Genomic DNA, 15,039 nt, shown 5'->3' on the forward strand with positions numbered 1-15,039 from the left:
TGCATATGTATATGGATAGACTATTGCATTTAGGTCTGGACGTAGGTTCAACCACAGTTAAGCTCGTAATACTGGATGCTGAAGGAAGCGTCGTTTACAGCAAGTATCAGAGACATTTTTCCGATATAAGAAAAACAATATTTACAATAGTGAGCGAAGCATACCAAAGCTTTGCAAATGACAAAATAACGGTGACGCTCACCGGCTCAGGGGGCATTTCGGTGGCCCAGTGGCTTGGCCTGCCTTTTATACAGGAGGTAATTGCAGGCACAACCGCCATAGAGCGGTTTATTCCCAAGACCGATGTGGTTATAGAGCTGGGCGGGGAGGATGCAAAAATAACGTATTTTGACAATGGAGTGGAGCAGAGGATGAACGGCACATGTGCAGGAGGCACGGGCGCGTTTATAGACCAGATGGCATCCCTTCTCCAGACCGACGGCGCGGGCTTAAACCAGCTTGCAAAGAATTACAGGATGATTTATCCCATAGCCGCCCGCTGCGGGGTTTTTGCAAAAACCGACATACAGCCTCTTTTAAATGAAGGGGCGGCAAGAGAGGATATCGCAGCCTCTATTTTTCAGTCTGTCGTAAACCAGACGATAAGCGGTTTGGCGTGCGGAAAGCCAATCCGTGGGAATGTGGCGTTCCTTGGAGGCCCTCTGTATTATTTATCGGAGCTTAGAAAAAGATTTATTGAAACACTGGGCATGGAGCAGCATCAGGTTGTATTCCCTGAAAATTCCCAGCTTTTTGTGGCGATTGGCGCCGCTCTGGCCTCAAGAGGCGAGGAACCGATGCCTTTTGAGCAGTTGAACGCAAAACTGCCCGCCATAAATAACGCTTCCTCAAATGAGGTTGAGAGGCTGCGGCCGCTGTTCCAAAATGACGGTGAGCTGAAGGACTTTAAAGAAAGGCATGGCAGAAGTGTTGCAGCAAGAAGGCAGCTCGAGGATTTTAAGGGAGACTGCTTTCTTGGGATAGATGCCGGATCAACCACAACAAAGGCGGCTCTTATTGACGGTGATGGGGCTATTTTATACTCCTATTATGGAAGCAACGAGGGAAGCCCTTTGAAATCCGCAATAAAGATTTTGAAGGAGCTTTACTCGCAAATGCCTGCCGGTGCCCGCATTGCCAGCTCCGCTGTTACGGGGTACGGGGAAAGCCTTCTAAAAAGCGCTCTTTATGTTGATGTGGGAGAAATAGAAACCGTCGCCCATTATAAGGCTGCCGAGTTCTTCCTTCCGGGAGTGGATTTTATTCTTGATATCGGCGGACAGGATATGAAGTGCCTTAAGGTGAAGAACGGTGTGATCGACAGCATTATGCTCAATGAGGCTTGCTCGTCCGGCTGCGGTTCGTTTATAGAAACCTTTGCCCATTCCCTTAATATGAGTGCGGAGGAGTTTGCTGCCGAGGCGTTGAAGTCCGAAAGGCCGGTTGACTTGGGCTCAAGATGCACGGTATTTATGAATTCAAGAGTAAAGCAGGCTCAGAAGGAGGGCGCCACAGTAGGGGATATTTCGGCGGGATTGTCATATGCCGTTATAAAGAACGCTCTCTTTAAGGTAATAAAAATAAGGAACCCCAAGGAGCTTGGAAATAAAATTATAGTTCAGGGGGGAACATTTTATAACAATGCGGTATTAAGGAGCTTTGAAATAATCTCCGAAAGGGAGGTCATAAGGCCAGACATAGCAGGGCTCATGGGAGCCTTCGGCGCCGCGCTGCTGGCGAGGGACAGCTTTTGCGAGGGGTACGAGAGCACCCTGCTCAAAGTACAAAGGCTGGAATCCTTTAGCTGCAGCACTGAAATGAGAAGGTGCGGGCTGTGCGGAAACAACTGCCTCCTGACTGTAAACTGCTTTGACGGCGACAGGAAATTCATATCGGGAAACAGGTGTGAAAGGGGAGCGGGAATAGAGGCTAAGACAGATAACCTTCCCAATCTCTATGACTATAAGTATAAAAGAATTTTTAATTACAAGCCTTTGAAAAAAGAGGACGCCGCAAGGGGAACTGTAGGCATACCCAGAGTGCTGAATATATACGAGAACTACCCGTTTTGGTTTACCTTCTTCAACCGGCTTAAATTCAGGGTGCAGCTTTCTCCCAGATCCTCCAAGAGCGTTTACGAGCTGGGGATTGAGACGATACCCTCGGAGTCTGTGTGCTATCCTGCAAAATTAGTACACGGGCATATAATGAGCCTTATAGGCAGCGGCGTGGATTTCATTTTTTATCCCAGCCTGCCCTATGAAAAGAAGGAGCAGGAGACTTCAGACAACCACTATAATTGCCCCATTGTCACATCCTATTCCGAGGTTATTAAGAACAATATGGATGTGCTTAAGGAAAAAGGAATAAGCTTTATGAATCCTTTCCTTCCTTATCATGATAAAAAAAGGCTGTCCGAAAGGCTTTATGAGGAACTGAGAGCCTTTGACATCCCTAAAAACGAAGTGTTTGCCGCAGTGGAAGAGGCATGGATAGAGGAAGAGCGTGCAAAGCGGGATATAAGGGATAAGGGAGAGGAGGTATTAAAATACCTTGAGTCTGCCGGAAGAAAGGGAATTGTCCTTGCGGGAAGGCCTTACCATATAGACCCTGAGATACACCACGGCATACCAAACATAATTACCGAGCTAGGGATGGCGGTATTAACAGAGGATTCGGTTGCACATCTGGAAAATATACAGAGGCCCTTAAGGGTGGTTGATCAGTGGGTATACCACTCCCGGCTGTATGCTGCCGCAGAGTTTGTAAAGAGACAGTCAAATATTGAGCTGGTACAGCTTAATTCCTTCGGATGCGGCTTGGATGCAGTAACTGCGGATCAGGTTCAGGAAATACTGAATGACTATGATAAAATATATACCGTTTTGAAGATTGATGAGGGTAATAATTTGGGCGCGGCAAGGATCAGAATGCGTTCTCTTAAGGCTGCAATGGATGAGAGGGACAGAAGCGGGATAAAGCCGTCACGTGTCCGTACACTGCCGGAGAGGCCGGTATTTACCGAAGAAATGAGAAAAAGGCATACTATTCTGGCGCCTCAGATGTCTCCTATTCATTTTCAATTTATCGAGGAGGCGTTTAACGCTTCGGGGTATAAGGTGGAGATCCTTCCGTCTGTTGACAAAAAGGCGGTGGACGAGGGCTTAAAATGGGTGAACAATGACGCGTGCTATCCGTCAATACTGGTTATAGGGCAGCTTATAGAGGCTCTGAAGTCGGGTCGGTATGATTTGGACAGCACTTCGGTAATAATATCGCAGACAGGCGGAGGCTGCAGGGCTACAAATTATATAGGCTTCCTTAAGAAGGCATTGACGGATGCCGGGTTTGAAAACATCCCCGTTATTTCACTTAATACCGTTGGGCTGGAAAAGAACCCCGGCTTTAAAATAAGCAGAAGCCTTATAAATAAAAGTCTCATGGCTCTGGTATACGGAGACCTGCTTATGAGAGTTCTGTACAGGGTGAGGCCCTATGAAAAGGTGCCCGGATCTGCAAATATGCTTTATGAATCATGGACGGAAAGGTGCAAGGCTTCGGTCAGGAGCGGGAGCCATAAGACCTTCAGGAAAAACATTTATAAAATAGTCAATGATTTCGACAATATCGAAATAACTGACCAGTTAAAGCCCAAAGTGGGGCTGGTAGGTGAGATACTGGTGAAATTCCACCCGACAGCCAACAACAGTGTGGTTGATGTAATTGAAAAAGAGGGCGCCGAGGCTGTAATGCCGGATTTAATAGACTTTTTCATGTACTCTGCCTATAACCTTAATTTTAAGCATGAAAAGCTTTCGGAGAGCTTAAAAAAAGTAATTATTAATAATGCCGCCATAGCGGGTATGGAATATTATAGAAGAGTAATGAAAAAGGCATTGAAGAAAAGCAAGAGGTTTGAGCCTCCATGCAGCATACATGAGCTTGCAAGGGGTGCGGAGGATATATTGTCAATAGGGAACCAGACCGGGGAGGGATGGTTTTTGACTGCCGAAATGGTTGAGCTTATACACGGCGGAGCCAAAAATATAGTTTGTATGCAGCCCTTTGCGTGCCTGCCAAACCATGTGACAGGCAAGGGAATGATAAAGGAGCTGAGGAGAAGGTACCCGGAGGCCAATATAGTTGCCGTCGATTATGATCCGGGGGCGAGCGAAGTCAATCAGCTCAACAGAATAAAGCTTATGCTTTCCGCGGCGTTTAAGAATCTTCACAGCAGTGACGCACACTATGAACCCAAGACACTTTTTACGGGAATAAATACCGCCGCAGAAGGCGGCGAAAGCAGCGTGAGCATTTAACCGTGAAGAGCGGCATTTCTTTAAGAAAAGAAATGCCGCTTGTTATTTACCCGGTTTTTTTGATTCCTGCATATACTTCATTCTTCCTTTTTTCACCTTGCCCTTGGGGCGTGAATTGTGCGTATTTATCGATCTGTTCATCATAAAGGCCAGAAGCCCGAATACCAGCAAGGTTCCTGCAATAATTAAAATTTTTGTCAGCATATCAATCTCCCTGTAATATTATTTTTGGAAGAGTTAGCTTGTATTTCTAAATTCACAAAGCATACTCATTTTATGACACATATCTACAGACAAATATTATATAGCCTAATATAACGTAAATCAAGAATTATTATTTGCCAGAGGTGCATAAATTATATCTGACACAGCATTTCGGAAAGTCGCCATAGGGATTACAATTGAAGCACCTTTTTCACATAACAGCATAATTATCCAAAAAAATGGTTAAAAAGAGCCGATATATTATGGCGTTTTATTCCAAATCCAGATTTTTAATAAGCTCCCTATCTATCTTCCCCTCACTTCGAGGGGAAGGAAAAGAAGGTCCATGTAGGTTTTGCTGGTCTTCTAAGTAGCAATTATGTCTTCATTGGTGAATCGTATAATCCTTATTCCATGTGCTTTTATTACTTCTTCCCTTATTGAGTCATATTCCTTACGTTCGTCCTGTTCATGAATACTTCCATCCACTTCTACTGCTGTTTTCGCTTTGCATGCGCCTGCGTTGTTCTTCTCATTTTCTTCTCCAGTGCCCTTCTTTTTCTTCCCCTCAATGTGAGGGGAAGATAGAAGGGGAGTTAAAATTTGCATTTTCGTCACTTAAATTAAATACACCCTATTCGCCAGAATGTATATGCCCGTTTGCTACATATATATTTGGCATATAAGCTGCGTCTAAAAAAGTAATAGTATCCGCCTTTAGAGAATATAATTTTTTAAAGGCAAATATATACATATTAGGGCCATGATAAAGAGAATTGCTTATGATAATTCCCACTACCTGTAAACGGAGGACAAAATGGGCAAAATTTACGGAAAGTACAGACGCAATATTTTGTACAAGACTCTTAAGACAGCTTTATTTATAGGGATGTCATTTTTGATTATGGCGGGGGGAATGTTTGGAGGAAGGCTTCTGTCCGATACACATATTAGTATTATTAACAGAATTGATGTTGAGAGCTTTAAGTCTACGCTAAATAAGTCTCTACCCATAATTGATACCATATATAACAGCGGCAATGTGGATTTTTCCTTTGCAAATGAGCTTAAGGGTGCTATAAAGGCGGTGTTTACGGTTGACTTAGGCAATCCTCTTACAATAATTAATGCCCAGTCTCCGTTTATAGCAAGCTATTATAATAATGAATATCGTGCTCTTTTAAACCGTAAGGAGGGGAAAACAGCGAATAGAGTCCCAGAGCACGGGATATATGACAATGCCGGGCATAATGAGGGCAAGGAGGGAGTAAATCCCCCGTTTAAGGAGGATGCAAGCAGCATAGTATATGAGGATGAGAGAAGAAGCCCTGATTTGCAGACGATATATACCGGCAAAATTGCCGTTCAGAATGAGACAAAGTTTAAAGTAGATGATGCTGTTATAGATAAGCTTATTCAAGAGCCCTTAAAGCTTAATTTTGATAAAAAGGGGCCTCAAGTGCTTATTTATCACACACATACCTCCGAGGCATATCTTAGAAACGAAAAGGAGTTAGGCAAAAGCGGAATTCCCAACAGGAGCAGCGATAACAGGTACAATGTTGTAAGGATAGGAGAGGAGCTTGCAAAGGCGTTGGATAAAAAGGGTCTTGGCGTTGTCCATAACGGAACTGTCAACGACTATGACTATAACAGCTCTTATACTACCGGGTACAGAACAGTTACAAGCATATTAAAGGGTAACCCTTCAATTAAAGTGGTTCTGGATATACACAGAGACGGGCTGAGCTCGGATCAGCCCAAGCTGAGAGTTGTTTCTCAGATAAACAATAAAAATACCTCAAAGATAATGTTTGTGGTGGGAACGTCAAGCAGGCTTAAACACCCAAATTGGAGGGAAAACTTCAAGCTTGCGCTGAAGCTTCAGAAAAAGCTGGATTCCAAGTATCCCGGACTTACAAGGCCCTTGAATCTTAGTATGAACAGGTATAACCAGCATGTAACAGACGGAGCGCTGATTATAGAGGTGGGGGCGGACGGAAATACCGTTGAGGAAAGCTTAGAGAGTGTAAAATATCTTGCGGAGGCAATAGATGAAGTGCTGAAGGAAAATAAATAATGCTCAAAATGGAAATAATAAAATCACGGAGTGCTTTTATAGCTCCGTGATTTTATTGTTTGGGGGCGGTATGCTGAAAATGAGCAGGGTTGAAAGCTTTAAGAGGGCAAGAAGGTATAGAGCAAAATGCATAATGACGCTTGTTCTGTTTTTTACATTGGTTTTTGCGGGGGTATGCCTGTCGGATTATTCTGTAAACATGATCATGAAGAACCAGAGCAAAATAGAAATAATAAAGCTTGAGAAGAAGGATGACAGCTATATTATGGTTGATTTTATGAACCTTAAGCTTTATTTAAATACCTTATACGTTAAGGAGGACATTGAGAGGCTGAAGGCGGGAATACAAAGCTTTCTGGGGAAATGATCGCATCCTTTATAAATTTTTAAAAGTATTTTTCATCAGAGCTTTAAATTGACCTGTTCACCTTTTAATACATATGCTATAATGCAAGGGGGACATTCCTCTTAATTCACCGGGGAATGTCCCCCTAAATGCTCTTTTAATGAAAGGAATATGTTGATGGCAAGCGAAAGACAGAAAAACATACGCAATTTTTGTATAATAGCCCATATAGATCACGGCAAATCCACTCTGGCGGACAGGCTGCTGGAAAAGACCGGCGTGCTTACAGCCAGAGAGATGGAGGAGCAGGTGCTCGATAACATGGATATTGAGCGTGAGAGGGGGATAACTATAAAATCACAGCCTGTCCGTATGATTTATAAGGCTTGCGACGGTCAGGAGTATATATATAATCTTATAGACACCCCGGGGCATGTGGATTTCAATTATGAGGTATCGAGAAGCATTGCGGCATGTGAAGGCGCGATACTGGTGGTTGATGCAGCACAGGGAATAGAGGCCCAGACACTGGCAAATGTATACCTCGCATTAGAGCATAACTTAGAAATTATGCCTGTAATTAATAAAATTGATTTGCCGAGTGCCCAGCCTGACCATGTAAAGAAGGAAATAGAGGATGTTATAGGCCTTTTTGCCGGAGATGCTCCTATGGTTTCGGCTAAAAACGGAATAAATATCGAGCAGGTGTTAGAAAGCATTGTATCGAAAATCCCATGCCCTGAAGGGGAGGAGGACGCGCCGCTTAGGGCACTTATATTCGACTCTTATTATGACAGCTATAAGGGTGTAATAGTGTATATAAGAATTATGGAAGGGAGTGTAAAGGTAGGCGACAGCATAAAAATGATGTACACCGGAAAGGAATTTGTCGTCACCGAAACGGGATATTTCAGGCCGGGGACACTGCTTCCGCATGACGGGCTTATTTCGGGGGATGTCGGGTATATAGCGGCGAGCATTAAGAATGTAAGGGACACCAGAGTGGGAGATACCGTAACCCTTTCCGGCAATTCCGCAAAGGAGCCGCTTCCGGGATATAAAAAGGTCAATTCCATGGTGTTTTGTGGAATATACCCCGCTGACGGCGCCAAGTACGGCGACTTGAGAGATGCGCTGGAAAAGCTTCAGCTAAATGATGCCGCACTGACCTTTGAGCCCGAGTCCTCTATTGCGTTGGGGTTTGGCTTCAGGTGTGGATTTCTTGGGCTGCTTCACATGGAAATAATGCAGGAGCGTCTGGAAAGGGAATATAACCTTGATTTGGTGACTACTGCGCCAAGTGTTATTTACAGGATTACTGCCACAGACGGTCAGGTGCTCAATATAGACAACCCCTCCAATCTTCCGCCCGTAGCTGAAATAGACAAAATGGAGGAGCCGGTGGTAAAGGCGACCATTATGACTCCCATAGAGTATGTGGGGAACATAATGGAGCTGTCTCAGGAGAGAAGGGGAGTATATAAGGACATGTCCTATATTGATGAGGGCAGGGCCATTCTTACCTATGAAATGCCTTTAAACGAGATAATATACGACTTCTTCGACGCGTTGAAATCCAGAACTAAGGGATATGCTTCTCTTGACTATGAGCTTTTGGGGTATAAGGAATCGGATCTTGTAAAGCTTGACATAGTTTTAAACAACGAGATTGTTGATGCGCTGTCATTCATTGTGCACAGGGAAAAGGCGTACTCAAGGGGAAGAAGAATGGCGGAGAAGCTGAAGGAATCAATTCACCGCCAGCAGTTTGAAATTCCCATTCAGGCCTGCATAGGAGGGAAGATAATAGCACGGGAAACGGTTAAGGCATACAGAAAGGATGTCCTCGCAAAGTGCTACGGCGGGGATATAACCCGTAAAAAGAAGCTCCTTGAGAAGCAAAAGGAGGGCAAAAAGCGTATGCGGCAGGTAGGCAGCGTGGAGGTGCCCCAGGAGGCCTTTATGAGTGTGCTTAAGCTGGATACATAGCTGTTGAGCGTGGGGGTGATGGAGCTGTACGATTGTCATATACATTCAACATTTTCCCCTGACGGGAAATCCCGTGTTTCGGAATACGCGGATGTTATCGGCAAGGGTGGATTAAAGGGAATAGGCTTTGCCGAGCATCTGGACTTTTTGCCTGAGTGCGGGGCTTACGGATTTTTGGATTACCGAGGATATACAGCCTCCGTAAAAGAATACAGGGATAAGGGCTATGCTGTGTATGCCGGTGCGGAGGTTGATTACTCCCTCAGTGTTCAGCAGGAGATCTTAAAAAGGCTGAACGAGGAGAGCTACGATTTTACCATATGCTCCATACACAATGCGGGGGGAAGGCCGGTATCCGACAGAAAGACGGAGCATTTTTACGACAGGGACATATTTTTTAATACAATAGAAAGCTACTATAAGGAACTGAAAAGCAGCATTAAGGTAGAGGTGTTTGACGCAATAGGACATATAGGGGTTTTCAGGAGGCATCTTACCGAGGATTTTTATAGGGATGAAAAGCTGAACAGATGGCTGGATGAGTTAGACGATGAGGTTGCCAGGCTGTGTGCGTCGTCGGACAAAATTGTGGAGGTCAATTCCTCGGGGCTTTTTTCAGCCTGTAATTCAATCCTTCCCCGCGTTTCCATATTGAAGGCATATTTTAATTACAGGGGAAGGCGTGTTTGCATGAGCAGTGATGCACATGATGTGCTTCATACCGCAAGGGGTTTTGACACGGTGAGGGAAATCCTTCTTGACATAGGGTTTAGGCATGTGTATTTGCCCTGGGACAAGGAGCACCCTGCGAACCTTTAAAAATTGGTTTAGAATGTCGAGGTTTTTTCGATATTCTCCATGAACATTGTATTATAGAAATCGTAGGGGCAGACCTGCGTGTCTGCCCTTAAATTGCCGGGAAACGCGGAACACGGAGAAATTCAGGGCAGACACATAGGTCTGCCCCTACAGCGAATAATGAAATCGTTTAAAACAATTACGATTTTTAAAACAGGGAGGTTCGCAGGACAAAATCATGCATTCGGAGATTGAAGGTATAGGGTTATATATTCACGTGCCGTTTTGCAAATCCAAATGCCGTTATTGCGATTTTAATTCATTTTCGGGCAGGGATCAGCTTATCCCGGCCTATTTTAATGCAGTGGCAAAGGAGCTTGTGCAATATGGTGATAAATTGAGAGGACTTAGGGTGGATACCGTTTTTATAGGCGGAGGAACACCCTCTTTTGTAGACCCTGCATATATATATGAATTAATGGAGCTGTGCGTAAAGACATTTGAAATATGCCGTAATGCGGAAATTACCATTGAAGCAAACCCCGGAACCCTTAGCGTTGAAAAGCTCACGCTCTATAGGCAGGCGGGCATAAACAGGCTGAGCATGGGGCTTCAGGCGTACCAGAAAAATTTGCTCGGGCTGATGGGCAGAATTCATACGGCGGAAGATTTTATTTCTAATTTTAAGGATGCCAGAAAAGCCGGATTTGAAAATATAAATGCCGATTTGATTTTCGGGCTGCCGGGACAGACATTAAAGGATTGGGAGGAGACGATTGAGGGAGCCCTTCGGTGGGAGCCAGAGCATTTATCGTGCTACAGCCTTAAGATAGAAGACGGTACGGTATTCGGGCAAATGCTTGACAGGGGGGAGCTTTGTCCTGCCGACGATGAGCAGGACAGGGAAATGTATTATCTTGCGATAAAAAGATTAGGGCAAGCGGGCCTGCGGCATTATGAAATATCCAACTTTGCAAGGCCCGGATATGAATGCCGCCACAATATTAAGTACTGGAGGACTTGCAGGTATATAGGGGTGGGACCGGGAGCCCATTCGTATTTTGACGGCAAAAGATACGGCAACATATGCGATATTGAAAATTATATAAAATGCATTGATAATGGGCAAAATACTGCTGAAAATATAGAGCATATATATAAGAAGGATGAAATATCGGAATTTGTAATTTTGGGCCTCAGACTGACACAGGGAATAGATATCAGTGAATTCCGGCAAAGATTCGGCCGGGAGATTTTTGACATCTACGGTATGCAAATTAAGGAACTGACGGAAAAGGGACTGCTGGAATGCATGGGAAGCAGGCTTGCTCTGTCTTCAAAGGGCCTGGATCTGGCAAACAGCGTTTTCGTGGAGCTAATAAGGTAAGGGGACACACCTCTCCTTCGTCGAGGAATGTCCCCTGAGTGTCACTTGAAAAAATTACTTGACAAACAAAAAATACGGTGGTATTTTTAGAATAGAATTAGCACTCGATATCAATGAGTGCTAACAAAGGGGGTGCTGATGATGTTTTTAGATGATAGAAAAATGAGAATACTTAGGGCTATTATCGACGACTACATTAATACTGCCGAGCCTATAGGTTCAAGAACTATTGCCAGAAAGCACGAGCTTGGCTTAAGCTCCGCCACAATAAGAAATGAAATGGCGGATCTTGAGGATATGGGATATCTGGCCCAGCCGCATACCTCTGCCGGAAGAATTCCTTCCGACAAAGGCTACAGGCTCTATGTGGATCAGCTTATGCGTGCCTCTGATTTGAGTATTGAAGACATAGAACACATAAGAAGATCTATGGAGATAAAGATAAATGAATTGGGACAGCTCATGAAGCAGGCTTCATTGGTTATGTCGAAAATCACTAAATATACATCTATGGCTATGATACCCCAGACCAATAAGATTGCTCTGAAGGCTGTTCAGGTTGTTCCTGTTGAGGTTGGGAAGGCTTTGATAATCATAGTTACCAATACAGGAATTGTAAGAAACGGTCTTATAAGGATATCGGAAAGCATTACTCCCGATCTGCTTATAAAGGTATCCAATGTGTTTAATGACAAATTAAGCGGCCTTACCCTAGAGCAGATAAATTTTCCTCTTATAAAGGAAATAGAATATGAAATGGGAATGGCAAAGGAGATACTGCTTCCTATTCTGGATGGGGTGGCTGACTGTATCAACCAGACAGATACTTCAGAGGTTTACCTTGACGGTACCACAAATATTTTAAATTACCCTGAGTTCAGGGATGTAATTAAGGCCAAGGAGTTCTTAGACACGCTGGATGAAAAGGATATACTTTGCAGGATTTTAAAGGGAGCTTCCTCCTCAAAGGGAGTAACCATTCAAATCGGCGCTGAAAATGAAATGAAGGAAATAAAGGACTGCAGCCTGATTACCACGACATATTCCCTTGGCAATATAATCATAGGCTCTATAGGGATAATAGGCCCCACACGAATGGAATATTCAAGGGTTATATCTACTATGAATTATATAAGGGAGAAAATCAATCAGGAACTGAATAAGCTTATAGGCTCACAGCCTGACGGCAGCTCGACGGAGTAAATTTAGTTAAGAAATATCTGTTTGCAAGCTAAAATTTTAGAGGTGTAGGAGGTTGGACTAAAATACAATGAAAAGGGAAGATGGCAATTTACAAAGATCCAATGATGAGAATGCTTCAAGTGAGGCATGTAAGAATGAATGCCCTGAAAATAATGATGAGTTAAAAGATACTGAATGCATGGATACCGGCTGCTGTGAGTCCGAAGGGACGGAGGCGGGCTGCACCGAAAAGGAACTGGAGGCATTAAAAAGCCGGCTTGAGGAAAAATCCTCCAAGTGCGAGGAGTATATGTCCGCGCTGCAGAGAATGGCTGCGGAGTTTGACAATTACAAAAAAAGAACCGCAAAGGAAAAGGAGACTCAATATGTAGAAGCGGTGGCAGAGGCAGTAAGTGCGTTTTTGCCTGTGGCTGACAATATGGAGCGTGCCTTAGACGCATCCGCCAAGGTGGGAGAGGCTGGTGAGGCAGGTTCTCTAAAGGACGGGATTCTGCTTATGTTCAGGCAGATGAAGGATGTAATGAAGGGACTGAATGTTGAGGAAATTAAAAGTGTAGGTGAAAAGTTTGATCCCATTCTGCATAACGCAGTAATGCATATAGAGGATGAGAATGCCGGAGAGAGTACTGTTGTTGAGGAGTTTCAAAAGGGCTATAAAATCGGGGATAAGGTAATAAGGCACAGTATGGTGAAGGTTGCCAATTAGTGGCATGAGGGGCATATGATTTTTTAGTTCTACATAAATTTTTATTATGGGAATAAGAAAGTATGAAAATATAATTAATTTTTATTTTTAGGAGGTTTTTTATATGGCAAAGGTAATTGGCATAGATTTAGGAACTACAAATTCCTGCGTGGCGGTAATGGAAGGCGGAGAGCCGGTAGTTATCCCCAATCCCGAGGGAAATAGAACCACACCCTCGGTTGTGGCATTTTCAAAAACTGCCGAAAGGCTGGTAGGCCAAGTGGCTAAGAGACAGGCAATAACTAATCCTGAAAGAACGGTTATATCAATAAAGAGAGATATGGGAACCGACAGAAAGGTCAAAATAGACGACAAGCAGTACACTCCTCAGGAGATATCGGCAATGATACTTCAAAAGCTTAAGTCCGATGCCGAAGCCTTTCTCGGTGAGCCGGTAAGCCAGGCCGTAATTACCGTACCCGCATATTTCAGTGATTCTCAGAGGCAGGCTACCAAGGATGCCGGAAAGATTGCCGGACTTGAGGTTCTGAGAATAGTAAATGAGCCCACCGCTGCTGCTCTTGCATATGGGCTTGACAAGGAGCACGACCAGAAAATAATGGTGTACGACCTTGGCGGAGGTACATTTGACGTATCCATACTTGAGATCGGAGACGGAGTGTTTGAGGTTCTTGCCACAAACGGAAACAACAGGCTTGGGGGAGATGACTTCGACCAGAAGGTAATGGACTATCTGGCCGATACCTTCAAAAAGGAAAACGGAATAGATTTAAGGAATGACAAAATGGCTATGCAGAGGCTTAAGGAAGCTGCGGAGAAAGCTAAAATAGAGCTTTCGGGCGTTACCACTACAAATATAAACCTCCCGTTTATTACGGCTGATGCGACAGGCCCCAAGCACCTTGACGTTACAATGACGAGGGCAAAATTTGATGAGCTGACGGCCGGCCTTGTTGAGAATACAATGGGCCCCACCAGACAGGCCATGAAGGATGCGGGACTTTCACCCGACAAAATTGATAAAATTTTGCTGGTAGGAGGTTCCACTAGAATTCCTGCCGTGCAGGAGGCTGTTAAAAAATACCTTGGAAAGGATCCCTTCAAGGGTATAAACCCCGACGAGTGCGTTGCCGTAGGGGCTGCCATACAGGCCGGAGTACTGACGGGAGAGGTTAAGGATCTGCTGTTGTTGGATGTAACCCCTCTGTCTCTTGGAATAGAGACTCTGGGAGGGGTATTTACAAAGCTGATTGAAAGAAACACCACCATTCCCAGCAAAAAGAGCCAGGTATTTTCAACTGCCGCCGACGGACAGACAAGTGTTGAGATCCATGTTCTGCAGGGAGAAAGAGAAATGGCCTCCTATAACAAAACACTGGGAAGGTTCCAGCTTACAGGAATACCGCCGGCTCCAAGGGGCGTGCCTCAGATAGAGGTTACCTTTGATATAGATGCCAATGGAATTGCGCATGTATCGGCCAAGGATCTGGGTACAGGAAATGAGCAAAAGGTTACTATTACGGCATCCACAAATTTATCGGACGATGATATAGATAAGGCTGTAAAGGAAGCTGAGAAGTTTGCCTCGGAGGATAAGAAAAAGAAGGAAGAGATTGAGGTAAGGAATAATGCCGACTCTATGGTATACCAGTCCGAAAAGACCTTAAAGGAGCTGGGAGATAAGCTTGGGGAGGATGATAAATCAAAGGTTGAGGCTGAAATAAATAAGGTTAAGGAGGCTCTTAAGGGCACTGATACCGAACAAATCAAGAGTGCTACCGAGGCTCTGACACAGGCCTTCTATGAGATATCCTCAAAAATCTATCAGCAGAACCCCGGTGAGGGAGCAAATCCTGAAGCGGGCTTTGATCCGGGCGCAGGAGCAAATCCAGGCCAGGGCGCTCAGGACAATGTTTATGATGCCGACTACAAGGTGGTTGACGACGATAAGAAATAGAACATAATTTAAAATATAAAGTGGAACAACAGGCCAAAGTCATTTAGAAG

Annotated in this window: 11 protein-coding genes; 9 read left to right on the top strand and 2 right to left on the bottom strand. The window is 44.3% G+C overall.

The genetic code is table 11. From position 1 onward, the window contains the following. Positions 1 to 11: 11 nt before the first annotated feature. The gene (locus tag DFR58_RS07080; protein ID WP_114297181.1) at positions 12 to 4,319 is read left to right on the top strand and encodes a 2-hydroxyacyl-CoA dehydratase; all 4,308 of its coding nucleotides are present in this window, start codon (positions 12 to 14) and stop codon (positions 4,317 to 4,319) included. A 42-nt stretch (positions 4,320 to 4,361) separates the two neighbouring features. On the opposite strand, the gene DFR58_RS21785 is transcribed toward DFR58_RS07080, so the two are convergent. Beyond that, positions 4,362 to 4,523: a hypothetical protein gene (locus DFR58_RS21785; RefSeq protein WP_170138061.1), complete on the bottom strand. Its 162-nt coding sequence runs from the start codon at positions 4,521 to 4,523 to the stop codon at positions 4,362 to 4,364. A 366-nt stretch (positions 4,524 to 4,889) separates the two neighbouring features. Further along, the gene (locus tag DFR58_RS07085; protein WP_147273154.1) at positions 4,890 to 5,132 is read right to left on the bottom strand and encodes an endonuclease domain-containing protein; all 243 of its coding nucleotides are present in this window, start codon (positions 5,130 to 5,132) and stop codon (positions 4,890 to 4,892) included. Between the two features lie 208 nt (positions 5,133 to 5,340). Here DFR58_RS07085 and spoIIP point away from each other — a divergent pair, with 208 nt between their 5' ends. The 8 genes from spoIIP (at position 5,341) to dnaK (ending at position 14,989) form a co-directional block, all read left to right on the top strand. Then, positions 5,341 to 6,603, top strand: coding sequence for a stage II sporulation protein P (gene spoIIP, locus DFR58_RS07090; RefSeq protein ID WP_114297114.1), 1,263 nt, complete (start codon positions 5,341 to 5,343; stop codon positions 6,601 to 6,603). Positions 6,604 to 6,673: 70 nt separating this feature from the next. Further along, positions 6,674 to 6,970, top strand: coding sequence for a hypothetical protein (locus DFR58_RS07095; RefSeq protein ID WP_114297115.1), 297 nt, complete (start codon positions 6,674 to 6,676; stop codon positions 6,968 to 6,970). A 156-nt stretch (positions 6,971 to 7,126) separates the two neighbouring features. After that, on the top strand, positions 7,127 to 8,938 hold the full coding sequence (gene lepA, locus DFR58_RS07100; protein ID WP_114297116.1) for a translation elongation factor 4: 1,812 nt from the start codon (positions 7,127 to 7,129) through the stop codon (positions 8,936 to 8,938). Between the two features lie 9 nt (positions 8,939 to 8,947). Next, a complete protein-coding gene (locus tag DFR58_RS07105; RefSeq protein ID WP_242987453.1) occupies positions 8,948 to 9,757 on the top strand; it encodes a histidinol-phosphatase HisJ family protein in 810 nt (269 codons plus the stop codon). Positions 9,758 to 9,974: 217 nt separating this feature from the next. Further along, positions 9,975 to 11,123, top strand: coding sequence for a radical SAM family heme chaperone HemW (hemW, locus tag DFR58_RS07110; protein WP_114297118.1), 1,149 nt, complete (start codon positions 9,975 to 9,977; stop codon positions 11,121 to 11,123). Positions 11,124 to 11,261: 138 nt separating this feature from the next. Next, the gene (gene hrcA / locus DFR58_RS07115) at positions 11,262 to 12,326 is read left to right on the top strand and encodes a heat-inducible transcriptional repressor HrcA (protein ID WP_479722730.1); all 1,065 of its coding nucleotides are present in this window, start codon (positions 11,262 to 11,264) and stop codon (positions 12,324 to 12,326) included. A 67-nt stretch (positions 12,327 to 12,393) separates the two neighbouring features. Continuing rightward, a complete protein-coding gene (gene grpE / locus DFR58_RS07120) occupies positions 12,394 to 13,032 on the top strand; it encodes a nucleotide exchange factor GrpE (RefSeq protein ID WP_114297120.1) in 639 nt (212 codons plus the stop codon). A 103-nt stretch (positions 13,033 to 13,135) separates the two neighbouring features. Beyond that, positions 13,136 to 14,989, top strand: a complete 1,854-nt coding sequence (gene dnaK, locus DFR58_RS07125; RefSeq protein WP_114297121.1) for a molecular chaperone DnaK — start codon at positions 13,136 to 13,138, stop codon at positions 14,987 to 14,989. Positions 14,990 to 15,039: the final 50 nt, after the last annotated feature.

The organism is Anaerobacterium chartisolvens, assembly GCF_003337415.1.
In the GTDB taxonomy this organism is placed as follows: domain Bacteria; phylum Bacillota; class Clostridia; order Acetivibrionales; family DSM-27016; genus Anaerobacterium; species Anaerobacterium chartisolvens.